Here is a 23,217-nt window from a genome sequence, read left to right as displayed (position 1 = left end):
GGGGTAACACATGTCTGGAGGATTAGTTACAGCTGCATACATTGTTGCCGCTATTCTGTTTATTTTCAGCCTGGCGGGCCTGTCGCGCCACGAAACGTCGAAGCAGGGCAACCTGTTCGGCGTCGCGGGGATGGCGATTGCGCTGATCGCCACCATCCTGGGGCCGGATTCCGGCAACGTGGGCTGGATCATCATCGCCATGATCATCGGCGGCTCGATCGGCATCTATCTGGCGAAAAAGGTCGAAATGACCGAGATGCCGGAGCTGGTGGCGGTGCTGCACAGCTTCGTCGGCCTGGCCGCGGTGCTGGTGGGCTTCAACAGCTACCTGGACCACGGCGCGCCGATGGAACCGGTGATGGAGAACATCCATCTGACCGAAGTGTTCCTCGGCATCTTTATCGGTGCGGTGACCTTCACCGGGTCGATCGTCGCCTTCGGCAAGCTGCGCGGCATCATCTCGTCCAAACCGCTGATGCTGCCGAACCGCCACAAGCTGAATCTGGCGGCGCTGGTGGTTTCCTTCCTGCTGCTGGTGGTGTTCGTGCGCGCCGACAGCCTGGGCTGGCAGGCGGTGGCGCTGCTGCTGATGACGCTGATTGCGCTGGCCTTCGGCTGGCACCTGGTGGCTTCTATCGGCGGCGCCGACATGCCGGTGGTGGTGTCGATGCTCAACTCTTATTCGGGCTGGGCGGCGGCGGCGGCGGGCTTTATGCTGAGCAACGATTTGCTGATCGTCACCGGCGCGCTGGTCGGCTCTTCGGGCGCCATTCTGTCCTACATCATGTGCAAGGCGATGAACCGTTCGTTCATCAGCGTGATCGCCGGCGGCTTCGGCACCGACGGGTCTTCCACCGGTGACGCCGAAGAGATGGGCGAGTACCGCGAAACCACCGCGGAAGAGGTGGCCGAACAGCTGAAGAACTCCACGTCGGTGATCATCACCCCGGGCTACGGCATGGCGGTGGCGCAGGCGCAGTATCCGGTGGCGGAAATCACCGAGAAGCTGCGCGCGCGCGGCATCAAGGTGCGTTTCGGCATTCACCCGGTCGCCGGGCGCCTGCCGGGCCATATGAACGTGCTGTTGGCGGAGGCCAAGGTGCCGTACGACGTGGTGTTGGAGATGGACGAAATCAACGAAGATTTCCCGGACACCGACACCGTGCTGGTGATTGGCGCCAACGACACGGTAAACCCGGCGGCGCTGGAGGATCCGCGCAGCCCGATCGCCGGCATGCCGGTGCTGGAGGTATGGAAAGCGCAGAACGTGATCGCCTTCAAGCGTTCGATGAATACCGGCTACGCCGGCGTGCAGAACCCGCTGTTCTTCAAGGAGAACACCCAGATGCTGTTTGGCGACGCCAAAGAGAGTGTGGAAGCGATCCTGCGGGCGTTGCAGCAGTAACGCCGCCAGATGAAAACACGGGCCAATCGGCCCGTGTTTTTTTATGCGCGGAGCTTAATCTTCGTCGTCGTGCTCATCGTCTTCGTCCGCTTCGATCGGGCAGTTGAAGTTCTCCGGCTTAATCACCAGCAGATCGCATTTCAGATGATCGATCACATGTTCGGCGGTATTGCCGATAAAGGCCGCCGAAATGCCGGTACGGCCGAGGGTGCCCAGCACCACCACGCCGGCCTGCAGATGCTCGGCCAAATCCGGGATCACTTCTTCCGGCAGGCCTTTCTCCACGTGGGTGAACTCTTCTTTAATGCAGAATTTCTGCCTTAACGCCTTCATGGCGATCAGATGCTGCCCGCGGATGGCGTCGTTATAGACGCTGGGGTCAAAATCGGGCAGTTCGATGGCGATGTTGATCGGGGTGACGGGATAGGCGCCCACCAGGTGCACTTCGGTCTGGTTGACGTTTTCCGCCAGCTCGACGGTTTCCTGCACCAGCTTCAGGTTGAGCGGATCGTGATAGGGTTCTTCGCTGGCCAGGTTGACCGCCACCAGCGCCTTGCCGCCTTCCGGCCACGGCTGGTCCTTGACCATCCAGACCGGGCAAGGGCATTTGCGCAGCAGATGCCAGTCGGTCGGGGTGAAAATGACGGATTCCAGACGGTCGTGCTGGTGCGCCATCTTCAGCAGCAGGTCGTGTTGCCCGGTCAGCACTTCCTGGATGATGGCCTCGAAGGGGCGGTTGTGCCAGACCACTTTGATTTCAATAGGCACGCCTTCGTCGAGGTAAAAACGGCATTGCTCGTTGATCCACGCGGCGCGTTGGCTGATAACGCCTTGCCGCATCGCCGTCCGTTCGTCCGGGGAAAGCAGGGTCGTCATCTCGTAAGAGAAGTCATAGATAGGAAGGAAGGCCTTGATGCGCCCGCCGTTCCGCTTTACCAGGTACACCGCCCGGCGCAGCGCCGGTTGATCGTCCTGATTGGGGTCAATAGCCACCAGAAGATTCTGATACTTCGCCATAGGGCCTCCTTACAGCTGAAATCAACAGTCTGTTAATTTACAGAGTAACCCAACATTGAAAAACAGAACAGCGACAGAAGCGTGCCGGATCAACAATTTCGCGAATTGTCGATCCGGCGGGGGATCAGGCATTGACGCTGACGTTGATGCGCGGCGTGCCGGCCAGCGCCGACAGGGCGTCGGCGTTTTCGATGGTGATGTATTTGCCTTTTACGCTGAGGATCTCGCTTTTCTGGAAGCGGCCCAGCAGGCGGCTGATGGTTTCCACCGTCAGGCCGAGGTAGTTGCCGATGTCGCCGCGGGTCATGGTCAGGCGGAACTCGCGCGGCGAAAAGCCGCGTTCGGCGAAGCGGCGCGACAGGTTGTAAACGAACGCCGCCAGGCGTTCTTCGGCGTTTTTCTTCGACAGCAGCAGGATCATGTCCTGATCGCCCTTAATCTCGCCGCTCATCAGGCGCATGATTTGCTGGCGCAGGTTCGGCATTTTGCCGGACAGATCGTCGAGGGTTTCGAACGGGATCTCGCACACCATCGCGGTTTCCAGCGCCTGAGCGAAGCTGGGGTGCTTCAGGCCGCCGATGGCGTCGAAGCCGACCAAATCGCCCGCCAGATGGAAGCCGGTGATTTGCTCATCGCCCTGTTCGGTAATGGTGTAGCTCTTGATGGTCCCGGAGCGGATTGCGTACAGCGACTTCAGTTCGTCGCCGGCCTTGAACAGGGTCTGGCCTTTCTGGATCGGCTTTTTCCTTTCGATAATGTTGTCGAGCTGGTCCAGCTCGTGAGCATTAAGGGTAAAAGGAATGCACAGCTGGCTGATGCTGCAGTCCTGACAATGGATCGCACAACCACCAGACTGGATACGACGAATCACGCGTTTTTCCGGGATCATAGATTACGCTCATTCAATAATTGATATGAGTCAATTTTAACATCTTTTGCCGCAGCTGATAAGGGTAGCATTAATAAGATCAGGGGCATTGTGTGCGAATTTTGCGCACATACGCCGAAGATTATTCGCCGCCCGGTGAAAAACGGATGCGTTATTCTCTACTTGGCGCCGGCGGCGAAGGGGAGTAAACCGCGTTGGCCGCGGTTTATTTCGCTTGGTGTCGCTTGATATTTCACTCTGCGGTTAGCCGCGTTCGGAGCGCTCGGCCAGCGCTTCGGCGCCGGCAACATAGCGCGGCGCCGCGGCGTGCCCGGGCTGGTCGACCTTGACTATCAGCGTCAGCACCGCCGCCACCAGGTAGAGCGCGGTATATACCCACACCACGCCGACGATGTCGAAAAACGGCAGCACCAGGGAGGCGATCGCCGGGGCGGCGAAGTTGCTCAGGCCGGCGGAAAGGTTGTAAATGGACACCGCCGCGCCCTTGTGATTCGGCTCCAGCACCGGGAAGACCGCGGTCATCGGCACGAAGGCCGCCACCGTGATGCCCAGCATCACCGCCGGAATCAACGCCGCCCAAAAATTGTGGCCGAAGTGGACCGGCAGGTAGTAAAACGCCAGGCTGGAGATAGCGCAGCCGATGCAGCCAAACCAGCGCACCTGGCGCATCCAGCCAATCTTTTCGCCCAGAATGCCCCACATCACGTTGGTGAAAATGGTGACGAAGAAGAATACCGCCCAGATCTGCAGCCACTCGGACATGCTGAAGCCCAGCCGGCCGACGAACAGCATCGGCATGATCACCGCGAAGCCGAACAGCGACAGGGTATTGATGATGCGGATCAGGCAAGACAGGAAAATATTGCGGTTGGTGAACAGAATGGTGACCGCGCGCGACAGCTCCTTCAGCTTCTCCTTCGGCGTCAGATCGGTTTTGCTGCCGGCCGTGCCGACGCGGCGCAGCAGCACCAGCGCCATCAGCCCGCCAACCGCCACCCAAACGATGGCGAACCACAGCGTGCCGGTCTCGCCGATCAGCGGAATGGTGAAGCTCGGCAGGTAGCTGCCGATACAGCCGATGCCAATCGAGTACATCGCCCAGAACCAGCCCATCGCCGACGAAAGCTGATGTTTCGGCACGTTCTGCACCACCAGCATCACGAACGAGTAGATAAACAGCGGATAGGCCAGGCCGCGCACCCCGTAGAACAGCAGCATCAGCGGGTAATTTTTCATGCCGAGCCCGAACAGCATAAACAGCGCATGCATCACCACCCAGAGAATGAAGCCGATGCACATGGCTTTCTGCGGCGTGATGATCTCGGCCACCACGCCGGAGCTCCAGGCGGCGAGCGCGGCGGCGAGCCCATACAGGGTAAACACCAGCGCCGACTGCGTCGGAGAAAAGCCCATATCGGTGATGTGCTTGGACAGGAAGGCCATTTCAAAGCCGTCGCCGCTCATGAACACGGCGATGGCGATATAGCCCCACAGCAGGTTCATCGGCAGCCCGAACCAGTGTTTGTGCGGTTGTTGCATAGCAAACTCCTAGGCCGGCCTCAGCCGGCGGATGTAGGGACAGCGGTTTTATTGTTATTGGTGCCCGGCCTGGCGCAGCGCGAGCTGCTGTTGGTACAGCCGGCGATAGGTCGCCAGACGCGCGTCGAGCATCGGCTGCACGGCGCCGTCCGGCAGGAAACGCCGTTCGATCGGCGGCCGGCGGCACACCTCGGCTTCGGCGCCGCCGTCCGCCAGCTGGCCCAGCCGCGCCGCGCCCAGGGCGCCGCCGGCTTCGCCGCCCTGATGGGTGACGATCGGCAAATGGAGCGCGTCGGCCAACAGCTGCGCCCAGCGCTCGCTGCGGGCGCCGCCGCCAATCAGCGAGCATTGTTCCAGCCGGGTGCCGGCCTGTTGCATGACCGACAGCCCGTCCGCCATGCCGAACGCCACGCCTTCCAACACCGCATAGCCGAGCGCCGCCCGACGATGGGCATGCGTCAGGCCGTGAAACGCGCCGCTGGCCTGCGGATCGTTGTGCGGCGTGCGCTCGCCGGAAAGGTAGGGCAGAAACAGCGGCGCCTGGCGTTGTTCGGCCTGATCCAGCTGGGCGATTTCCGCCAGCAGCTGGATTTCGCTGCTGCCGGTCAGTTGGCAGAACCAGCGCAGGGCGCTGGCGGCGGTCAGCATGACGCTCATCTGGTGCCAGCGGTTCGGCAGCGTATGGCAGAATGCGTGCAGCGCCGAGTGCGGGTTGGGGCGGAAGCGATCGTTGACGGCGAACAGCACGCCCGAGGTGCCGAGCGAGATAAAGGCGTCGCCGGGATTGACCGCGCCGATGCCGACCGCGCTGGCGGCGTTGTCGCCGCCGCCGCCGGCGATGATCACGTCGTCGCTCAGCCCCCAGGCGCGGGCGATGTCGCCTTTCAATACCCCGGCCACCCGGCTGCCTTCTTCCAGCCGCGGCATCTGATCGCGCGTCAGGCCGCAGGCGGCCAGCAGGCTGTCGGACCAGTCGCGCTGCGCCACGTCCAGCCACAGGGTGCCGGCGGCGTCTGACATATCGGAAATTTTCTCGCCGCTCATCATCCAGCGCAGGTAATCCTTCGGCAGCAGCACGCAGGCGGTTTGCGCGAAAATTTCCGGCTCATGGCGCGCCACCCACAGCAGTTTCGGGGCGGTAAAGCCGGGCATCGCCAGATTGCCGGCGACGGCATGCAGATGGGGGGCGCTGCGCGTCAGCTGCAGGCACTGTTCCGCGCAGCGCCCGTCGTTCCATAAAATCGCCGGGCGCAGCACCCGGTTTTCGCTGTCCATCAGCACCGCGCCGTGCATCTGGCCAGACAGCCCGATAGCGCGGATGTGCGGCCAGCGCTGCGGGATTTTGGCGCGCAGCCGGGCGATCGCGCTCTGCGTCGCCCGCCACCAGTCCGCCGGGTTTTGTTCGGCCCACAGCGGATGGGGACGTTGCACCTCCAGCGTTTCACCGGCGCTGGCCAGCGGCGTGCCGCGTTCATCCACCACCATCGCTTTAATTTCCGAGGTGCCCAGATCGATTCCCAGATACATAACGTTCTCCGTCACTCGCCCAGCCAGCGGTTGACCCGCTCTACGGCGTGGCGCAGCAGTTGGGTAAACCCGGCGTTGTGGGCCAGTGCGCCGAACAGCGCCTCATCGGCGGCGTAAACCGCAAGCGGGTCGGCGGCCTCGAACATCCGCTGCACCGCCGGGGCATCCAGCATGCCGTCCTGATAGTCGTAAGGCAGGCGCCCCTGATGCCAGCGCCGCATAAAAACAAAGAACAGCGCCGGCAGCATGGCGGTGGCCTGCGGCGTTTCGCCGCGCTGGAAACACTCGCTGAGCGTCGGCACGATAAAACCGGGGATTTTTGAGAAGCCGTCGGCGGCCACGCGCTGGTTGGTGTCGCGGATATCGGGATTGCCAAAGCGTTCCAGAACCCGATCGCGATAGTCGGTCAGGTCGATCGGGCTGGGCGTCAGGCAAGGGATGACGTCCTGGGTGAGGTAGTCGCAGGCCATTTGGCGAATGGCGTCGGTCCGGGTGCTTTCATGAATGAAGCGTTGGCCGATCAGCGTGCCGGCCCAGGCGATGCAGCTGTGGCTGGCGTTGAGGATGCGGATCTTCGCCTCTTCGTAAGGCAGCACCGAATCGACCAGCTCGACGCCAACCTGTTCCAGCGCCGGTCGGCCTGCGGCGAAGTTATCCTCGATCACCCACTGAATGAAGGACTCCGCCATCACCGGCGCCCGGTCCTGAATGCCGGTGGCCTCGGCGACGCGTACCGCCACCTCTGGTGAAGGACGCGGCGTGATGCGATCGACCATGGTGTTGGGGCAGCGGGTGCAGCGTTCGATCCAGTCGATCAGCGCATCCTCGCGGCGCAGCTGAAGAAACTGCATCAGCCCCCGGCGGAAGCGGTCGCCGTTGTGCCGCAGGTTATCGCAGTTCAGCAAGGTGACGGGGTCACCATTGAGCTGCATTCTGCGCTGCAGCAGCTGGGTGAGCGCGCCATAAATGGTGCGGCAGGCGCCGTGCAGGTCGGCCTGGATATCGGCATGCTGCCGGTCGAGATTGAACTGATTGTCCAGGTAATAGCCGGCTTCGGTCACGGTGAAAGAGATCACCCGGGTTTCGGGCCGCGCGCCTTCGGCGGTCAGGGCCGCCAGTTCGGCATCCCAGGGGACGATGGTTTGAATCGAGGTGATGGTTTCATAGCTGCGTTCCCCGTGCGGCGTCACCGTTTCCAGCACGTACTCGCCGTGCTGGGCCTCAAGGGCCGCCAACAGCGGCGCGGCGTCGTCGCGGATATTGGCCAGCGTGATCGACCAGCGCCGATCGCCGGCGAGCCGCAGGCGATGCAGGTACCAGGCCTGATGCGCGCGGTGGAACGAGCCGGCGCCGATGTGCAGCCAGACGGCAGGGGTGGAATGGGTTTGCGGCATAAAGATTCTCCGTGGATCCAAGATTATTTGGGCAAAGGCCCTTTTGTTGGGCAAATGCTCGGTCGATGCGCTGTAGCCTAATCAAACTTTTGCCCATTAAATGGGCTTTAGCTCACAAAAGTGTAAATTGGCACGCCACCGGGCCGGTGATGGCAGTAACATGGCGGCATGAGGCTTCATGGGCGAACGGCAGATGAGTAAACACGACAGGAAATTGGATCAGGCGGCGCGCGCCGCCTGGATGTATTACGTTGCGGGGCAGACCCAGCACGAGATCGCCGAGGCGCTTGGCGTCTCGCGGCAGGTGGCGCAGCGGTTGGTGGCCTGCGCCATCGACAACGGCCTGGTCAGCGTCAGCATCGCTCATCCGGTGGGCCGCAGTATGGAATTGGCCGCGCAGCTCGGCGCGCGTTATGGTCTGGCGCTCTGTCAGGTGGTGCCGAGCCAGGGCATGGACGGCGCCGGCATCAATCGGGCGGTGGCGGTGGCGGGCGCCGAGGTGATGGCGCAGTTTATCCGCAGCGAAGCGCCGCTGATTATCGGCGTGGGATCGGGGCGCAGCCTGAAGGCGGCGATCGACGAGTTGGCGGAGTATCAACGGCCGCAGCACAGCTGTGTTTCGCTGATCGGCGCCATTGCTTCGGACGGTTCCTGTACGCGTTACGACGTGCCGCTATGGATGGCGGAAAAAACCCAGGGGCGCTATTTCATCCTACCGGCGCCGCTGTTCGCCGACAGCGAGCAGGATCGCGCGCTGTGGTGCAACCACCGCATTTACCGCACGGTGAACGACAAGGCCAGCCAGGCGGACGTCACCTTTATCGGCATCGGCACCATCGGCGAACGCTGTCCGCTGCACCAGGATGGGTTTATCTCGTTGGAGGATGTGCAGCGGTTGACGGCGGCCAATGCGGTGGCGGAAATGCTGGGCCACTTTATCGACGCCGAGGGCGCGCGCGTCGCCAGCGATCTGGATGCGCGTCTGACCAGCGTCGGCCTGCGCCAGCGGCCGGAAAAGCCGGTGATCGCCTTGGCCGGCGGGCCGGAAAAACACCGCGCCATTCGCGCCGCGCTGGCCGGCCGCTGGATCAACGGGCTGGTGACCGACGAAGACAGCGCCCTGGCGCTGCTGGCGGATTAAAGCAGCGCTTTTGGCAGATAGCCTTCATGCTGCAGCAGCCATTGCTTGCGCTGCACGCCGCCGGCATAGCCGGTCAGGGCGCCCTGCGAACCGATCACCCGGTGGCAGGGCACCACGATGCTGATCGGGTTGGAGCCGTTGGCCATGCCGACCGCGCGCGAGGCGGTTGGCCGGCCGATGCGCTTGGCCAGCTCGCCGTAGGTGAGGATTTCGCCGCAGGGGATCTGGCGCAGCTGTTGCCAAACGGTGCGCTGGAATTCGGTGCCCGCGGTCATCACCGGCAGCCGGTCGATCACCGCCAGCTCCCCGGAAAAATAGCGCTGCATGGCCTCCGTCAGGCCGCCGGGATTACGCCGTTCGCGCAGTTGGAAACGGTCCGCCCGGTAATGGGTATTCAGCAGCTTCATCAGGCGCGCTTGGTGATCGGTCCAGTCGATAGCGCGCAGGCGGTCCTGCTCATCGGCGATCAGCACCAGTTCGCCCACCGGCGTGGCCATACGGTCAATTAAAAAAGTCTGCATCTGGATCACTCCTCTGTTCGATAGACCGATTATTGCATGAAACGCGGCGAAACGATGGCGGATTTCGGACATGCAGATGGGCGGCGCCGGGCTGCCCGCGCGTCGATCAATCGTTCGAAGTCCAGCCTGGGTTCGCCGTGGTACAGGCCGTGCGCTGAGCCGATCGCCACCGCCAGCGAGTCGATGCCGGTGGCGGCGACGAATTCGCGCGCCGCATCCGGATCGGTATCGCACGTGGTCAATCGGCAGCGAAAGTTCGGCTTTCGCTGCCTAATTCACCATTATTTGCTATACCTGATAGTCGAGGGATTTCATTTTTTTGTCATGTAACTGACACGTTAGAGTCATGCCTCTAGCTTAAGTTTGCAGCGACTAAGTCAGGAGATAACGCGATGTTCAGCCTGGATTCTCTGTTGCAAGACGCCTTTCCACACCGCAATACCCCCGCCTGGCAGCGTAGCCTGCTGAGAAGCCTTCTCTTCGAAAAAGAATTCAAACAGTTCGCCGTCGATTATCCCCATCTGAAAGGGTTGGACCTGATAGAACAGGTGGTGGTCCATTTCAACCTCAGCTGCGAGCTGGTGGACGGTGACCTGGAAAACATTCCCAGCCAGGGGCCGGTGGTGCTGGTGGCCAACCACCCGATCGGCTCGCTGGACGGGCTGGTGCTGCTGCGCGCCGTCGCCGCGGTGCGGCCGGACGTCAAAGTGGTCGCCAGCCAGCTGCTGACCTACATCGAACCGCTGCGCAGCCTGTTTGTGCCGGTGGACAACGTGGCGAACAAAACCAACCGCAAGCAAATCGAAGGCATGCAGCGCCAGTTGGATAACCAGGGCGCGCTGATCCTGTTCCCGGCCGGCGAAGTGTCGCGCATGAGCCCGAAAGGCATCCGCGACGGCCACTGGCATACCGGTTTCCTGCGCCTGGCCGCCAAGGCGCGCGCGCCGATCGTGCCGATCCACATCAGCGCGCGCAACAGCAATCTGTTCTACTTTACCTCGTTGGTTTATCGGCCGCTGTCGACGCTGCTGTTAGTGCGCGAAATGTTCCAGCAGCAGGGCGGGCGCATCAAAATCCGCATCGGCGGCCGCGTGCCGTTCGCCAACTGGCACGACGGCCACACCAGCGCCAAGGATCTGGCCGAACGCTTCCGTCGCCACGTGTATCGCCTGGGCCAGGGCAAACCGGGCCTGTTCGCCAGCGAGTCGCCAATCGCGCTGCCGGAGGATCGTCTGGAGCTGAAGAAAGCGCTGAGCCACTGCGAACGCTTGGGGGTGACGCCGGACGGAAAAACCATCTTCCTGTATCGCCGGCAGGATGAAGCGCGCACCCCGATCCTGCGCGAGCTGGGGCGGCTGCGGGAAATCGCCTTCCGCGCGGTGGGGGAAGGCTCCGGCCGCCGCCGCGATCTGGACAGCTATGACGACGACTATTATCACCTGGTGCTGTGGGACGAAGACGAGCTGGAAATCGTCGGCGCCTATCGGTTTATCCCGACCGCCGAACAGCTCGAGCGCAAGGGGCTGGAAAGCATCTACAGCAACAGCCTGTTTCACTACGATCGCGATATGGCGCCGATCCTGGCGCAGGGCATCGAGCTGGGGCGCAGCTTCATTCAGCCGGCCTACTGGGGCAAGCGCGGCCTGGACTACCTGTGGCTGGGCATCGGTGCCTACCTGGCGAAATACCCGCAGTACCGCTATCTGTTCGGTCCGGTGTCGATCTCCGGCGGCATGCCGCTGGCGGCGCGCGACCTGTTGATCGCCTTCTATCGCCTGTATTTCTCGCCGGATCAGGCGTTCGCGCAGTCGCGCCAGCCTTATCCCGCTTCGCTGCCGCAGGTGCTGGCGCAGTTCGCCGGCGACAACTACCAGGAAGATCTGGTGCGGTTGAAAAGCCTGCTCAGCAATATCGGCTGTTCGATCCCGACGTTGTACAAGCAGTACACCGAATTGTGCGAGCCGGGCGGGGTGCAGTTTATCGATTTCGGCACGGATCCGGCGTTCAACAACTGCATCGACGGGCTGGTGCTGGTGGATACCACGCGCCTCAAACCGGCGCGCTACCAGCGTTACATTGCGGTGCATCAGCCGCAGGCGGCGGACGCAGTGTGACCGGCCGCACACTCATGCCTTTTTGATCTAAGCCCCGGCTTGGGGCCGGCGGCGAGATAGCGCTACGATAGACGTTTTGTTATCGAGCCGCCGGAGCTTGCCATGTCGCAGTCATTTATCCCGCCACTGTTATCCGCCGAGGAACCGCCTGCGGTGGCCGTTGAAACTCCGCAGGGCGCGGCGCCGTTTTTGTTGCTGTGCGATCACGCCGGCCAGGCGATACCTCGGCGGTTGGGCGGTCTGGGCCTGCCGCCGGGCGAGATCGACCGCCATATCGGCTGGGACATCGGCGCGTTGAGCGTTTCCCGTCATCTGAGCCGCCATCTGGACGCCACGCTGATACACCAGCGCTACTCCCGGCTGGTGATCGACTGCAACCGCGCGCCGGGCATCGCCAGTTCGATCCCGCAGCTGTCCGAGCTGACGCCGATCCCCGGCAATATCGGCATCGACGCCGAGCACGCGCTGGCGCGTGAGCGCGAAATCTTCCTGCCTTACCACCGCGCCATCGACGATCACCTCGGCGAGCGCCACATGCGCCAACGTCCCACCGCCATTATCGCCATGCACAGCTTTACGCCGGTCTTCAAAGGCGACGCGCGGCCCTGGCCGGTGGGGCTGCTGTTCAACCGCCAGCCCGAGTTTGCGCATTTGCTGGCCGAACTGCTGCGGGAGGAAGGGGATCTGCAGGTCGGCGTCAACCAACCTTACGCCATGACCGATGCCACCGACTATACGCTGCCGGTCCACGCGGAACGCCGCGGTTTGCCTTACGTGGGCATTGAAATTCGCCAGGATCTGATCGTCGACGAGCGGGGCCAGCAGGCCTGGGCGAAGCGCCTGGCGCGCCTGCTGCCGCAGGCTTGGCTGCGCTGGCAAATTTGACTTTAGGAATATTCCCAGAGATGATATCCGTAAGGATTTTGTCATCCCCCAGTGGGAATAGGTCAGGAGAGACGTGTGGAACACAGCGATAGCGGACTGTTTATCAAACGGGAGCGTTTTGAGGTTCTGGCGATTTTGCGCGAAATTTGCAAACAACGCACGCCGCTGCGTGTGGAGAGCCAGCAACAGCGGTTTCAGAGTCTGCTATTGAGCGTCGGGGCGGACAACATCGTATTCAGCGGCGACGAGAACCAGCCGACGATCGACGGCGAATTCACCATCGTGATTGAAAGCCACGACGCCAAAATTGAGTTTGCGGTCGGCCAGCCGCAGATGACCGAACATCAGGGCGTCGCCGCCTGTTCGACCCGCCTGCCGCAGGAGCTGGTCTATATTCAGCGCCGGCGTCAGTTCCGCATTACCACGCCGCACTGGCGCGAGTTTCTGTGCACCGGCGAATACCCGGACGGCACGCCGTATCAACTGCGCATACATGATCTTTCCGCCGGCGGCGTCGGCCTGCGTTTCGACGGCGAGGTGCCGGCGTTTCTCCAGCCGGGTTTGCTGCTGCAAAAAGCGCAGCTGGATCTCGGCAGCTACGGCAGCTTCAAGGTAAATATGGAGCTGGTGGTGGTTAATGCCGATCGGGAAGTGGACGACCACGACCAGGTGGTGCATTTTTCGCGTCTGTCGTGCCGTTTTCTCAAGCTCGGGCTGGCGACGGAAAGGAAAATCCAGAGCGCGGTGTTTGCCTTCGAACTGGATTTCAACAAGAAAAAGAAACGCTGATCTTCCGCTGGGGCAGCGGGCTGCCCCGATGCTTCACTTCAACGCGCGCAGGCTGCCAATTTCTTCCCAGCCAAAATGCGCCGCCTCGGCCAACACCTCACAGACTTCATCGCCGGCGATCGCGATCGCCTCGCTGAGGCTTTTGCCCAGCAGCAGGTGGCTGACCAGCAGCGCGGTGAACAGGTCGCCGGTGCCCTTGGCCGCCGATGCGATCTTCGGATGGCTGTAGCTTCGCACCTCATCCCGGCTGACCAGCAGCAAACCCACCCGACTCTCGTTTTCCGCCACGCCCGGCGCGCTGGTGACCAGCACCCATTCGGTGGTGTCGTTCAGCAACGCCTGCGCGGCGCGTTGGGTCTGTTCGCGGCTGGACAGGCTGTGCCCGCACAGCTGCTCCAGCTCGAAGCCGTTCGGCGTCAGGCCGTTGGCCAGGTGCAAAAACGGCGAACGATAGCAGTCGACGAGGCGCCGATCGACGTAAATGCCTTCGCCGTAGTCGCCCATCACCGGATCGATATAGATTTTTATCTGCGGATTGATCGCGCGCACGCGTTGCAGCCAGTCGGCCAGAATATGGCACTGCATCACCTCGCCTAAATAGCCGACGATCACCGCCCGGGTGCGTTCCATCACCCCGCGTTCAATCAGGTCATCGAGAAAGCCGGCGAACCATTCCTGCGGAATGGCGCCGCCGTGCGGCCGGCCGTAATAGGGCGGGCAACCGAACAGCACGCTGGGCACCTGCAGCGCTTCCAGCCCCTTTTTCAGCAGGGTGCGGTAGGCGATGCCGTTGCCGACGCTGCCATACACCACCTGGGACTGAATGCTGATCACGTCGATCGGCGGCGAACGCCGTTGAGAAGCCTGTTGCATGGTCACTTCCTTTGTTCGTATTTATCCAGCCAGCGCTGGAACACCTGCCGGGCGCGCTGCTCCAGCCGCGGACCGTGCCGTTCGGCCTGATCGCGCAGATCCTGCGGATCGATGCCGGCCTGCGCCAGCTCGCAGGCATGGCCGATCAGCCAGCGTTCGATATCGCGATAGTCGGCTTCCAGATGGAACTGCAGGCCCAGAGCGAAGTCCTGATAGTCAAACGCCTGATGCGGGCAGACTGCGGTACCCGCCAGGCGGCGGGCGCCGGCGGGGATCATGAACATATCGCCATGCCAGTGCAGCACCGGCGTGTCCGCCAGCGGCGCCAGCACCGAGTCGCCGTCTGCCGCCAGCGTCAGCGGCGCATAGCCGATCTCTTTGACCCCCAGCGAAACCACGTCGGCGCCCAGCGCCTGGGCTACCACCTGCGCGCCCAGGCATACGCCGAGGGTGGCCTGTCGCCGTGCCATACGCTGTTGCACCAGCGCCAGCTGATGATCGAGAAAGTCGTAGCGCAGCTCGCCGGAAAAATGCTGCGCGGCGCTGATCGGCCCGCCGAGCACCACCAGCAGATCGACGTTCTCATTATTGATAGCACGGATATCATCCCGGCCTGCATCATAATAATCAATCTGATAACCGCGCAGCGACAGCAGCGAGCCTAAAATGCCCAAATTTTCGAAATTGACGTGCCGAATGGCGACCACTTTCTTCATGGTTGTTCCTCCTCAACGGCGGGGCAAGGCGCCAGCACCCACGATTCTCCCAGGACGACAATGCCCTGATTGCCGCTCTGATAGAGCATTTTGCGTTCGCTAACCTGGCTGATTTGCAGCTGGTAGCCCTGGGTTGCCGGGAACAGCGCGCGGGCCTGCTCCAGTTGGCCGGCGGCCCAGGGGGTGAACATCTGCAGGCGGCCGAAGGCCTTTCCTGCATACTGAATGTCGAGCACGTAATGTTTATCCACAATGACCCTTACCTTTAGCCGCAGAAGCTGATATTCTGATTTGAACTAGTACAAAAAGGTTTTATGTATGAGTTTATTGTATGCAAAAGGCGGCGGCGCTGTCCAGATTGCTGAACAGATCGGCGCACGCATCAAAAGCGGCGAGCTGCGGCCGGGCGAACTGTTGCCGCCGGTGCGGCAGCTGGCGGCGGAGCTGGCGGTGAACCCCAACACCGTCGCCAGCGCCTACGCCAGGCTGCGCGACGCCGGGTTGGTCGCCACCCGCGGGCGCGCCGGAACGCGGGTGCTGGAACGGCCGCTGACGGCGGTGAACCCGGCGCCGCAGGTGCCGCCGGGGCTGCGCGACCTGGCCAGCGGCAATCTGGATGCCGCGCTGCTGCCGGCGCTGGGCGTGCAGGACGTTTTTCCGCAGCAAAGCGGTTATGACATCAGCGGCGATCTGCCGGCGCTTTGCACGCTGACCGCTGACTGGCTGCAGGCGCAGGGCGTGGCGTTGTCCGAGCCGGCGGTGTTTTCCGGCGCGCTGAGCGCGATTGAGAAAGCGCTGCGCAGCCATGCCCAGCCGGGTGAGGCGGTGTGGGTGGAAGATCCCTGCTGGCCGCCGCTGCTGACGCTGCTGCGGCATTTGCGCCTGCGGCCGCTGCCGCTGGCGATGGATCGGCAAGGCTGCCGGCTGCCGGAGAACCAGGCGGCATGCGCGGTGATCCTGACGCCGCGGGCGCAAAATCCGACCGGCATTTCTCTCAGCGCCGGGCGGGCGCAGGAGTGGCGCGCATTTCTGGCGCGCCACAGCGGCTGTCTGGCGATCGTCGACGATTTTTGGGGCCCGCTGTCGCAACAGCCGCTGCATCTGCCGTTCGACGGCGATCGCGGGCTGTACCTGCTGTCGCTGAGCAAGTTTCTCAGCCCGGACCTGCGCATTGCGCTGGCCTGCGGCAATCCGCAGCTGTTGCAGGCGATGCGCGCCGACCGCTACATCAGCGAACGCTGGGTCAGCCACATTCTGCAGCAGATTGCCGCCAGGCTCTGGGAGCAGGCGCAGCGGGATGGGGGGCTGCTGCGGGCGCGGCAGGCGTATCAGGCCCGGCGCGAAGCGCTGACCCAGCGGTTGAATGTCTTGAGCCCGCTGAGCGTGCCGGTGGGAGAAGGGTTGCATCTGTGGCTGCCGGTGCGCTCGGAAACCGCCGCCGCCCAGCTGATGGCGCAGCGCGGCTGGTTGGTGCAGGGCGGGGAGCCTTTCCGCCTGAAGAGCGGCCCGGCGATCCGCGTCAGCCTGGCCAACGTCGGCCTGGAACGATTGGCGCAGCTGGCGCAGGATTTGACCGATGCGTTGAGCGCCGGCGTGGCGGTCAACTAGGCCGGCGTCAGGTTTTCCTGCGCCAACAGCCGCAGAGAGGCCAAACGGGCGGCGGGCTCGCCGATCGGGGTATCGATGATGAATTCGTCCACGGCGTATTGCCGCTGCAGCTGGTCCAGCTGTTGACGCACCTGCCGCGCGGTGCCCAGCAGAATATGGCTCTCGCGCGGTTCGATGCGATATTCGGTCGCGCCGGCCTGCTGCACAAAGCTTTCCGCCTGTTCCAGACTGCCGACGGTCACGCTTTGCGCGCCGGTGACGTGTACCCGATATTGCTGGATCCCCGCCGCCAGCGTTGCCGCCTGTTCGGCGCTTTCCGCGACAATCACCGCCACCGCCAGCAGCGCTTTGCGTCCGCCGCTCAGCGCCGCGTACTGCGCCAGCGCGCGTTGGATATCCTGCGGATTGCCGTTCAGATGGGCGGCGAACACAAAGGCCCAGCCCTGTTCCGCCGCCAGCCGGGCGCTTTCTTCGCTGGCGCCGAGCAGAAAACGTTGAGCGGGCTGCGGCGGCAGCGGGGTGGCGCTCAGGCCCGGCTGCGCATCGTCATTCAGATGAGCGGTAAGCTGGGCCAGCTGCTCGGGAAAGCCCGGCTTGCGCTGCCGATCGTGGGCGGCCTGCAGCGCCTGGGTGGCAAGCGGCAGGCCGCCCGGCGCCTTGCCCACCCCGAGATCGACCCGGCCCGGCGCCAGCGCCGCCAGCAGATTGAAGTTTTCCGCCACTTTATAGGCGCTGTAATGCTGCAGCATCACGCCGCCGGAGCCGATGCGAATGTGCGAGGTTTGCCCCAGCAGGTAGGCGATTAGCACCTCCGGCGACGGGCAGGCGAGCTGCGGGGTATTGTGGTGTTCCGCCAGCCAGAAACGGCGATAGCCCCAGCTTTCCGCCTGCTGCGCCAGATGCCGCGTGCGCGCCAACGCCTGCGCGGCGCTTTCTCCTTCGGCAATCGGACTTTTTTCCAATATGCTCAGGGCATAAGCCATTTTCCCGCTCCTTTGTCATCAGTTATCCATGACAAATACCATGGGCATCGCCGGCGGCTTAATACTGATTGGAGATAGGATATTCCATTGATACAAAACGAATTTAGATATGCGGCTGGCGGTAAAGGGCGCGCCATCAGCGCGCCCCGGGCGCTCAGGACGCCAGCCAGGCCTTCAGGCGAACGGCGTCGCTGTAGTGGCCGTAGCGCTGCGGCGAGCCGAGCAGGATCATCACCACCGGCTGGCCGTTGATCACCGTGCGCATCACCAGACAGTGGCCGGCTTCGTCGGTAAAGCCGGTCTTTTGCAACTGAATTTTCCAGGCCGGGTTGTTGATCAGCCCGTTGGAGCTGCGGTACACCAGTTGGCCGCGGCCCGGCCGCACGATCTGCTGTTTGTCGGTGCTGAAGCGGCGAATGGTCTGGTAGCGGTAGGCGTGATTGACCATCTGCAGCAGATCCCTGGCGCTGGCGACGTTGCGCGGCGTCAGACCGGTCGGATCGTAGAAGCGGGCGCGCTTCATGCCGATGGCGCGCGCCTTGCGGTTCATTTTCGCCACAAAGGCCTTGCGCCCGCCGGGATAGTTGCGGCTCAGCGCCGAAGCGGCGCGGTTTTCCGACGACATCAGCGCGATATGCAACATATCGCGGCGGCTGAGGGTGGAACCTATGGTCAACCGCGAATGGGTTTTCTTCAGCAGGTCGCGATCGGCGGGGGTGACCCGCATCTTGTTGCCCAACGGGCGTTTGGCGTCGAGCGTTACCATGGCGGTCATCAGCTTGGTCAGCGAAGCGATGGGCAGCACGCGGTTGGCTTGTTTTTGATAGAGGACTTTACCGGTACGTGGGTTGACCACCAGCGCGGCCTTGGAATTCAGCACCGGCGGCGCGGCGGCGTGGGCCTGAGACAGGGCGGCCAACAGGCCGAGGAACAGCACGAGAACACGAGAAAAAGGTTTGGATAAAAACATGGCGACCGCAACTATGACCCTAAGTGATTAATAAATATCGGTAAGAGTCTGAGCAGTAAATGTGGAGAAAATAGGGGGATGGCCCTTCAATCTGTTAACAGGCGTTACAGCAACCCTGTTGCCGCAGGGTCCGGCTGAGCGAGGGGCGGTTGCCCGCCCCTGTGCGGCACTCAATAGACTTCCGGCACCACCATTTCGTCCGGCATCGGGCTGCGGCTGTATTCGGGGCTGCGCTTGCGCGGCGGCAGGGTAATGACGTTGCCAGCGCTTTCCTCATACGGCACCTGCTGCAGCAGATGGCTGATGCAGTTCAGCCGCGCCTTTTTTTTGTCGACGCCCTGAACCACCCACCATGGCGCTTCCGCAATGTTAGTGCGTGCTAACATGACCTCTTTGGCTTCGGTATAGTCTTCCCAGCGCCGGCGGCTCTCCAGATCCATCGGGCTGAGCTTCCACTGTTTGAGCGGATCGTGGATGCGGCTGAGAAAGCGCAGCTCCTGTTCGTCATCGGTGATCGAGAACCAATACTTGACGATCTGAATGCCGCTGCGGGTCAGCATTTTTTCGAACTCCGGCACGCTGCGGAAAAACTCTTCGTACTCTTCATCGTTGCAAAAGCCCATCACCCGCTCCACGCCGGCGCGGTTGTACCAGCTGCGGTCGAACAGCACCATCTCGCCGGCGGCGGGCAGGTGGGCGATATAGCGCTGAAAATACCACTGGGTGCGTTCGCGGTCGTTCGGCGCCGGCAGCGCCGCCACGCGGCAGGTGCGCGGGTTCAGACGCTGAGTGATGCGTTTGATCACGCCGCCTTTGCCGGCGGCGTCGCGCCCTTCGAAGATGATCACCAAACGGTGGCCGGTGCGCATCACCCAGTCCTGCAGCTTCACCAGCTCGCCCTGCAGGCGCAGCAGTTCGCGGAAGTACTGCTTGCGCCAGGCCTTTTTCTGATCGCTGTCCACTTCGGCGGCGTCGAAACGCAGGTCGTCCAACTCCATCTCCAGCTCTTCGTCGTAGCTGTCGTAAAATTCCTGCAGCAGGCGCTGGTTGAAGCTGTCGTCGCGGTTAAATTCATGCATAGACATAATAGTTTTCTCCGTGTTAGCCCGGTTTTAGATATGGGTGAAGATCCAGTACAGCACCGCCGAAAGCAGTATCGAGACCGGCAGCGTCAGCACCCAGGCCATCAGCAGGTTGCGCAGCGTGGACATCTGCAGGCCGGAACGGTTGGCCGCCATGGTGCCGGCGATGCCGGAGGACAGCACGTGAGTGGTGGATACCGGCAGGCCGAAGGCGTCCGCCGCGCCGATGGTGGTCATCGCCACCAGTTCGGCGCTGGCGCCCTGGGCGTAGGTCAGGTGCGATTTGCCGATTTTCTCGCCGACGGTCACCACGATGCGCCGCCAGCCGACCATGGTGCCGAGGCCCAGGGCGATCGCCACCACCACCTTGACCCAGAACGGGATAAAGCGGGTGGCGCTGTCCAGCTCGCCTTTCAGCGCGTCGAGGTTGCGCTGCGAGCCGGCGGCAATCTGCAGCAGCTTCTCCGACTTCAGATGCTTGATGGTTTCCGACGCCAGGTACATGTCGTTACGGGTGTTGGAGACCGCCTGCGCCGGGATCTTGTCGACCGAACCGTACTGGCGGATCTGGTCGCCGATGGCGCCGGTCAGCTGCGCCAGGGCCGGCACCACGTCCGGGGTCAGTTCGCTGGTGCGCACATAGCCGGTCAACACCTCGCGTGCCGGCGTCTGGCTCCGCGCCGGGAACTGCCGCAGCAAATCATTCTTGGTCACTTCCGCCAGCGCCGCCACGCGCGGGATTTGATCCGGCGGCATCGAGCGGTTCAGGGCGTAGGCGATCGGCATGGTGCCCACCAGGATCAGCATGATCAGCCCCATGCCTTTCTGGCCGTCGTTGGAGCCGTGGGCGAAGGAAACGCCGGTGCAGGTGAGGATCAGCAGGCCGCGGATCCACAGCGGCGGCGGCGCATCGCCCTTGGGGGCGGTATACAGCTGGCGGTTTTTAACCAGCGCTTTCAGCGCCAGCAGCAGCAGGGCGGCGCACGCGAAGCCGATCACCGGCGACAGCAGCAGCGCGTAGCCCACCTTAATCGCCTGGCCCCAGTCCACGCCGCTGGTGCCGGTGCGGCCGTGGATCAGCGCGTTGGCCACGCCGACGCCGATAATCGAGCCGATCAGCGTGTGCGACGACGACGCCGGCAGCCCGAGCCACCAGGTGCCGAGGTTCCAGATAATCGCCGAGAACAGCAGGGCGTACACCATGGCGAAGCCGTTGCCGGTTCCGGCCTGCAGGATCAGCTCCACCGGCAGCAGCGAAATGATGCCGAAAGCCACCACGCCGCTGGACAGCAGCACGCCGAGAAAGTTGAAAAAGCCGGACCACACCACCGCCACCATCGGCGACAGCGAGTGGGTATAAATCACGGTCGCCACCGCGTTGGCGGTATCGTGAAAACCGTTAACGAATTCAAAACCAAGCGCAATAAGTAGCGCCAGGCCTAATAAGAGAAACGGGACGTAACTGGTATAAACCGCACCGGCGTCGGTGACGTCGTTAAATAAGTTCACCCCGGCGAAGGCGATCCCCAGTACCAATGAAAACACAAAAAAAAGAACAGTTAATCGACTGTTCTTTTGGTAGATCTTTGGCAGGCTGGATGCGGCCGGCGCACCCTGTTGAACGGCGCTGTTATCGCTCATAAGGACCTTCCTGAGAAACTGCATTAAAATATTGAACGTGTGCTGGCTATTGCCTGCAAAGTATTCTGAATTACTGTGACTTTTTTATGACGGGAATATTAATCATCGGGAAAGGTGAAAATAATTAACGTTGGCGGATAAAGATTGCTATAAAGGCGAGGTCCGGTTTCTCAGGGTAGCGATATTTATGGCTCAGACGCTTGCGGAAAAAATGCACCAGCTTGATTTCGACGACGAGGTGACCGGCCTGATCTACGGCCACCTATTCCGCCAGGGCGAGCCGCCGCAGCGGCTGACGTCGCAGCGGGTCTGCCAGGCTTACCAGACGCTGCCGCCCGGCGAAGGATTTATCTGGCTGCACCTCAATCTCAACCACGCGGCGGCGGAAAAGTGGCTGAGAAATCATTTCGCCATTTCCGATTTTTTCTTCGACGAAATTCGCCACGGTTCGCACACCACGCGCATCGAGCGGCAGGGCGACGACCTGTTCGCGGTGCTCAACGACGTGATTTTCCATCCCAAAGAGAACAACCCCGAAACCGCGACGCTGTGGCTGTACTGCTGCAGCGGGCTGGTGGTGACCGTGCGGCATAAGCCGCTGCGCCTGATCGAACGGCTGCTCGGCCGGCTGGGGCCGCTGCAGCTGGCGTCTTCGACCGAACTGCTGGCGCACTTGCTCGAAGAGCAGGAGGAGGTGCTGGAGCAGGTGGTGCGCCAGGCCAACCACTATGTCGATACCATCGAAGATCGCCTGTTGAGCAACCACGTCAAGCGCAACCGCACCGAGTTGGGGCGCATGCGCCGCATGCTGCTGCGCTTTCAGCGCCTGTTGGCGCCGGAGCCGGCGGCGCTGTTCCGCCTGCTGAATCGCCCGCCGAACTGGCTGAGCCGCGAGGTGGTGCAGGACCTGCGCCAGTTCACCGAGGAATTCACCGTGGTGCTGAACGATCTCGCCAGCCTCACCGAGCGCATCCGGCTGCTGCAGGAGGAAATTGGCGCCAAGCAGATGGAGCAGAACAACCGCACGCTGTACACCCTGACGGTGATCACCGTGCTGGCGCTGCCGATCAACATCGTCGCCGGCTTTTTCGGTATGAACGTCGGGGGGATCCCGCTGGCCAGCAATCACCACGGTTTTATCCTGCTGGTGTTGCTGGTCGGCAGTTTTACGCTGATCGCCGGTTATCTGGCGTTCAGGCGCAGGGACGACGGCTGATCACAGCCTGGCGCGGTATTCCTCTTCCAGCCTGGCGTGGGTGCTCCAGAACGGCCGTGGCTGGCGGTCATGCAGCCGGTCCACCAGGATATCCAGGTGGGTGTGCCAGCCGCCGGCCACGCTGAGCATGTCGTCGCGGTTGGCCAACCGGCGATGGGTCACCGTCAGCAGCACCGCCTGACCTTGCTCGGTCAGCTCGAAAGTCACTTCGGAAGGGCGGCCCTGATCCTGTTCGGCCCAGGTAAAGCTCAGCAGGCGCGGCGGGAAAAGGCAGGTAATGTGCCCGCGGTTGCTGACGCAGCCGCCGTGCTGTTTGTATTTGGCCGGCGGCTGTTCGTGCTCGCCCGCCAGATCGGAATTGCGGAAATTCAGCTCCAGCGCCGCGCCGCTTTCCAGCGTCATCTCACCGGCCGCCAGCCAGGTGGCGCGCTTGTCGGATTCGGTCAGGTAGGCCCAGACCCGTTCGATCGGGCCGGGCAGCAACCGCTGGATGCGCAGCGTGCCGGGTTCGATAATCATGCCGTAGTCATTCATGGTTCACTCCTTGGGAGGATGCTGTTCGGCCTGGCGCAGCGCCAGTTCCAGCGCGTCCAGCCGTTCAGTCCAGAAATGTTCATAGGTTTGCAGCCATTGCATGGCCTGCGCCATCGGCTCGGGTTCGAGCCGGCAAATATGGTTTCTTCCCTGCACGGTTCGCTGCACCAGGCCCGCATGTTCCAGTGCTTTAACGTGCTTGGAGGCGCCGGCGAACGACATCTGCAGCGGCGCGGCCAGTTCGCCGATGCTGCGTTCGCCGTCGGCCAGCGCGCGCAGCATGGAGCGCCGGGTCGGGTCGGACAGCGCGTGGAAAATGGCGTCCAGCTGAGAGGAAGATAATTTAACCATATGGTTGAATATAGAACAGTCA

22 protein-coding genes and 1 pseudogene are annotated in these 23,217 nt (G+C 62.6%); 7 read left to right on the top strand and 16 right to left on the bottom strand.

Going from position 1 to position 23,217, the window contains the following annotated elements:
• The first annotated feature begins 10 nt into the window (after positions 1 to 10).
• The gene (gene pntB, locus CKW09_RS13095; protein ID WP_095097704.1) at positions 11 to 1,405 is read left to right on the top strand and encodes a Re/Si-specific NAD(P)(+) transhydrogenase subunit beta; all 1,395 of its coding nucleotides are present in this window, start codon (positions 11 to 13) and stop codon (positions 1,403 to 1,405) included.
• 54 nt (positions 1,406 to 1,459) lie between these two features.
• On the opposite strand, the gene uspE is transcribed toward pntB, so the two are convergent.
• The 5 genes from uspE to dalD all read right to left on the bottom strand — a co-directional run bounded on the left by uspE (position 1,460) and on the right by dalD (position 7,771).
• Entirely contained in the window at positions 1,460 to 2,422 is a 963-nt protein-coding gene (gene uspE / locus CKW09_RS13090) for a universal stress protein UspE (protein ID WP_061795176.1), read from the bottom strand.
• A 124-nt stretch (positions 2,423 to 2,546) separates the two neighbouring features.
• Positions 2,547 to 3,311: an FNR family transcription factor gene (locus tag CKW09_RS13085; protein WP_061795177.1), complete on the bottom strand. Its 765-nt coding sequence runs from the start codon at positions 3,309 to 3,311 to the stop codon at positions 2,547 to 2,549.
• Positions 3,312 to 3,554: 243 nt separating this feature from the next.
• A complete protein-coding gene (locus CKW09_RS13080) occupies positions 3,555 to 4,850 on the bottom strand; it encodes an MFS transporter (protein ID WP_095097701.1) in 1,296 nt (431 codons plus the stop codon).
• 54 nt (positions 4,851 to 4,904) lie between these two features.
• Positions 4,905 to 6,377: a xylulokinase gene (gene xylB / locus CKW09_RS13075; protein ID WP_061795179.1), complete on the bottom strand. Its 1,473-nt coding sequence runs from the start codon at positions 6,375 to 6,377 to the stop codon at positions 4,905 to 4,907.
• Positions 6,378 to 6,388: 11 nt separating this feature from the next.
• Positions 6,389 to 7,771 carry a D-arabinitol 4-dehydrogenase gene (dalD, locus tag CKW09_RS13070; protein ID WP_095097697.1) on the bottom strand — a complete coding sequence of 461 codons (1,383 nt, stop codon included), beginning with the start codon at positions 7,769 to 7,771 and terminating at the stop codon, positions 6,389 to 6,391.
• Between the two features lie 193 nt (positions 7,772 to 7,964).
• On the opposite strand from dalD, the gene CKW09_RS13065 reads away from it, so the two are divergent.
• Positions 7,965 to 8,912, top strand: a complete 948-nt coding sequence (locus tag CKW09_RS13065) for a sugar-binding transcriptional regulator (RefSeq protein ID WP_061795367.1) — start codon at positions 7,965 to 7,967, stop codon at positions 8,910 to 8,912.
• On the opposite strand, the gene ogt is transcribed toward CKW09_RS13065, so the two are convergent.
• Together ogt and CKW09_RS13055 are read right to left on the bottom strand one after the other, a co-directional pair.
• Entirely contained in the window at positions 8,909 to 9,433 is a 525-nt protein-coding gene (ogt, locus tag CKW09_RS13060; RefSeq protein ID WP_061795181.1) for a methylated-DNA--[protein]-cysteine S-methyltransferase, read from the bottom strand. The genes CKW09_RS13065 and ogt overlap by 4 nt on opposite strands.
• 107 nt (positions 9,434 to 9,540) lie before the next feature.
• Positions 9,541 to 9,660, bottom strand: a pseudogene (locus tag CKW09_RS13055) (class II fructose-bisphosphate aldolase); the annotation flags it as partial.
• A gap of 165 nt (positions 9,661 to 9,825) precedes the next feature.
• Between CKW09_RS13055 and olsF the strand changes: the two are divergent.
• From olsF to CKW09_RS13040, 3 genes are all read left to right on the top strand, one after another.
• The gene (olsF, locus tag CKW09_RS13050; RefSeq protein ID WP_095097694.1) at positions 9,826 to 11,547 is read left to right on the top strand and encodes an ornithine lipid synthase OlsF; all 1,722 of its coding nucleotides are present in this window, start codon (positions 9,826 to 9,828) and stop codon (positions 11,545 to 11,547) included.
• A 102-nt stretch (positions 11,548 to 11,649) separates the two neighbouring features.
• Positions 11,650 to 12,432: an N-formylglutamate amidohydrolase gene (locus CKW09_RS13045; protein ID WP_061795184.1), complete on the top strand. Its 783-nt coding sequence runs from the start codon at positions 11,650 to 11,652 to the stop codon at positions 12,430 to 12,432.
• Between the two features lie 75 nt (positions 12,433 to 12,507).
• Positions 12,508 to 13,221, top strand: coding sequence for a flagellar brake protein (locus CKW09_RS13040; RefSeq protein WP_061795185.1), 714 nt, complete (start codon positions 12,508 to 12,510; stop codon positions 13,219 to 13,221).
• 33 nt (positions 13,222 to 13,254) lie between these two features.
• On the opposite strand, the gene CKW09_RS13035 is transcribed toward CKW09_RS13040, so the two are convergent.
• From CKW09_RS13035 to CKW09_RS13025, 3 genes are read right to left on the bottom strand one after another with little or no spacing between them, the layout of a single operon-like run.
• On the bottom strand, positions 13,255 to 14,094 hold the full coding sequence (locus tag CKW09_RS13035) for a PfkB family carbohydrate kinase (protein ID WP_095097691.1): 840 nt from the start codon (positions 14,092 to 14,094) through the stop codon (positions 13,255 to 13,257).
• A gap of 2 nt (positions 14,095 to 14,096) precedes the next feature.
• Positions 14,097 to 14,810 carry a glutamine amidotransferase gene (locus CKW09_RS13030; RefSeq protein WP_061795187.1) on the bottom strand — a complete coding sequence of 238 codons (714 nt, stop codon included), beginning with the start codon at positions 14,808 to 14,810 and terminating at the stop codon, positions 14,097 to 14,099.
• Positions 14,807 to 15,061: a hypothetical protein gene (locus CKW09_RS13025; RefSeq protein ID WP_061795188.1), complete on the bottom strand. Its 255-nt coding sequence runs from the start codon at positions 15,059 to 15,061 to the stop codon at positions 14,807 to 14,809. Before CKW09_RS13025 ends, CKW09_RS13030 begins: the two co-directional genes overlap by 4 nt.
• A gap of 67 nt (positions 15,062 to 15,128) precedes the next feature.
• Between CKW09_RS13025 and CKW09_RS13020 the strand changes: the two genes are divergently transcribed.
• The gene (locus CKW09_RS13020; protein ID WP_095097688.1) at positions 15,129 to 16,418 is read left to right on the top strand and encodes an aminotransferase class I/II-fold pyridoxal phosphate-dependent enzyme; all 1,290 of its coding nucleotides are present in this window, start codon (positions 15,129 to 15,131) and stop codon (positions 16,416 to 16,418) included.
• On the opposite strand, the gene CKW09_RS13015 is transcribed toward CKW09_RS13020, so the two are convergent.
• The 4 genes from CKW09_RS13015 to CKW09_RS13000 form a co-directional block, all read right to left on the bottom strand.
• Complete coding sequence (locus tag CKW09_RS13015; protein ID WP_095097685.1) at positions 16,415 to 17,401, bottom strand: LLM class flavin-dependent oxidoreductase; 987 nt, start codon at positions 17,399 to 17,401, stop codon at positions 16,415 to 16,417. The two genes, CKW09_RS13020 and CKW09_RS13015, sit on opposite strands and share 4 nt — an antisense overlap.
• 154 nt (positions 17,402 to 17,555) lie before the next feature.
• Positions 17,556 to 18,371 (bottom strand): D-alanyl-D-alanine endopeptidase, encoded by an 816-nt coding sequence (gene pbpG, locus CKW09_RS13010; protein WP_095097682.1) that lies wholly within the window; start codon positions 18,369 to 18,371, stop codon positions 17,556 to 17,558.
• A gap of 170 nt (positions 18,372 to 18,541) precedes the next feature.
• Positions 18,542 to 19,456, bottom strand: coding sequence for a polyphosphate kinase 2 (gene ppk2, locus CKW09_RS13005; RefSeq protein WP_095097679.1), 915 nt, complete (start codon positions 19,454 to 19,456; stop codon positions 18,542 to 18,544).
• A 27-nt stretch (positions 19,457 to 19,483) separates the two neighbouring features.
• A complete protein-coding gene (locus tag CKW09_RS13000; RefSeq protein WP_061795193.1) occupies positions 19,484 to 21,094 on the bottom strand; it encodes an inorganic phosphate transporter in 1,611 nt (536 codons plus the stop codon).
• Positions 21,095 to 21,281: 187 nt separating this feature from the next.
• Here CKW09_RS13000 and CKW09_RS12995 point away from each other — a divergent pair, with 187 nt between their 5' ends.
• On the top strand, positions 21,282 to 22,310 hold the full coding sequence (locus CKW09_RS12995) for a transporter (RefSeq protein WP_061795194.1): 1,029 nt from the start codon (positions 21,282 to 21,284) through the stop codon (positions 22,308 to 22,310).
• On the opposite strand, the gene CKW09_RS12990 is transcribed toward CKW09_RS12995, so the two are convergent.
• Together CKW09_RS12990 and CKW09_RS12985 are read right to left on the bottom strand one after the other, a co-directional pair.
• Positions 22,311 to 22,844, bottom strand: a complete 534-nt coding sequence (locus CKW09_RS12990) for an SRPBCC family protein (protein ID WP_061795195.1) — start codon at positions 22,842 to 22,844, stop codon at positions 22,311 to 22,313.
• Between the two features lie 3 nt (positions 22,845 to 22,847).
• The gene (locus CKW09_RS12985) at positions 22,848 to 23,195 is read right to left on the bottom strand and encodes an ArsR/SmtB family transcription factor (RefSeq protein WP_061795196.1); all 348 of its coding nucleotides are present in this window, start codon (positions 23,193 to 23,195) and stop codon (positions 22,848 to 22,850) included.
• Between the last annotated feature and the right edge of the window lie 22 nt (positions 23,196 to 23,217).

The sequence above is a fragment of the Serratia ficaria genome (assembly GCF_900187015.1).
Classification (GTDB): domain Bacteria; phylum Pseudomonadota; class Gammaproteobacteria; order Enterobacterales; family Enterobacteriaceae; genus Serratia; species Serratia ficaria.
Note: the sequence above shows the minus strand (reverse complement) of the source record. Positions and strands in the feature narration are given on the sequence as shown.

Bases quoted from the DNA above. Each gene is read 5' to 3' on its own strand.
- pntB (WP_095097704.1), top strand. From the start codon at position 11: ATGTCTGGAGGATTAGTTACAGCTGCATACATTGTTGCCGCTATTCTG.
- uspE (WP_061795176.1), bottom strand. From the start codon at position 2,422: ATGGCGAAGTATCAGAATCTTCTGGTGGCTATTGACCCCAATCAGGAC.
- olsF (WP_095097694.1), top strand. From the start codon at position 9,826: ATGTTCAGCCTGGATTCTCTGTTGCAAGACGCCTTTCCACACCGCAAT.
- CKW09_RS12995 (WP_061795194.1), top strand. From the start codon at position 21,282: ATGGCTCAGACGCTTGCGGAAAAAATGCACCAGCTTGATTTCGACGAC.
- CKW09_RS12990 (WP_061795195.1), bottom strand. From the start codon at position 22,844: ATGAATGACTACGGCATGATTATCGAACCCGGCACGCTGCGCATCCAG.
- CKW09_RS13020 (WP_095097688.1), top strand. From the start codon at position 15,129: ATGAGTTTATTGTATGCAAAAGGCGGCGGCGCTGTCCAGATTGCTGAA.
- ppk2 (WP_095097679.1), bottom strand. From the start codon at position 19,456: ATGTCTATGCATGAATTTAACCGCGACGACAGCTTCAACCAGCGCCTG.
- pbpG (WP_095097682.1), bottom strand. From the start codon at position 18,371: ATGTTTTTATCCAAACCTTTTTCTCGTGTTCTCGTGCTGTTCCTCGGC.
- CKW09_RS13080 (WP_095097701.1), bottom strand. From the start codon at position 4,850: ATGCAACAACCGCACAAACACTGGTTCGGGCTGCCGATGAACCTGCTG.
- dalD (WP_095097697.1), bottom strand. From the start codon at position 7,771: ATGCCGCAAACCCATTCCACCCCTGCCGTCTGGCTGCACATCGGCGCC.
- CKW09_RS13015 (WP_095097685.1), bottom strand. From the start codon at position 17,401: ATGGCTTATGCCCTGAGCATATTGGAAAAAAGTCCGATTGCCGAAGGA.
- CKW09_RS13085 (WP_061795177.1), bottom strand. From the start codon at position 3,311: ATGATCCCGGAAAAACGCGTGATTCGTCGTATCCAGTCTGGTGGTTGT.
- CKW09_RS13065 (WP_061795367.1), top strand. From the start codon at position 7,965: ATGAGTAAACACGACAGGAAATTGGATCAGGCGGCGCGCGCCGCCTGG.
- CKW09_RS13000 (WP_061795193.1), bottom strand. From the start codon at position 21,094: ATGAGCGATAACAGCGCCGTTCAACAGGGTGCGCCGGCCGCATCCAGC.
- CKW09_RS13035 (WP_095097691.1), bottom strand. From the start codon at position 14,094: ATGCAACAGGCTTCTCAACGGCGTTCGCCGCCGATCGACGTGATCAGC.
- CKW09_RS12985 (WP_061795196.1), bottom strand. From the start codon at position 23,195: ATGGTTAAATTATCTTCCTCTCAGCTGGACGCCATTTTCCACGCGCTG.
- xylB (WP_061795179.1), bottom strand. From the start codon at position 6,377: ATGTATCTGGGAATCGATCTGGGCACCTCGGAAATTAAAGCGATGGTG.
- ogt (WP_061795181.1), bottom strand. From the start codon at position 9,433: ATGCAGACTTTTTTAATTGACCGTATGGCCACGCCGGTGGGCGAACTG.
- CKW09_RS13030 (WP_061795187.1), bottom strand. From the start codon at position 14,810: ATGAAGAAAGTGGTCGCCATTCGGCACGTCAATTTCGAAAATTTGGGC.
- CKW09_RS13045 (WP_061795184.1), top strand. From the start codon at position 11,650: ATGTCGCAGTCATTTATCCCGCCACTGTTATCCGCCGAGGAACCGCCT.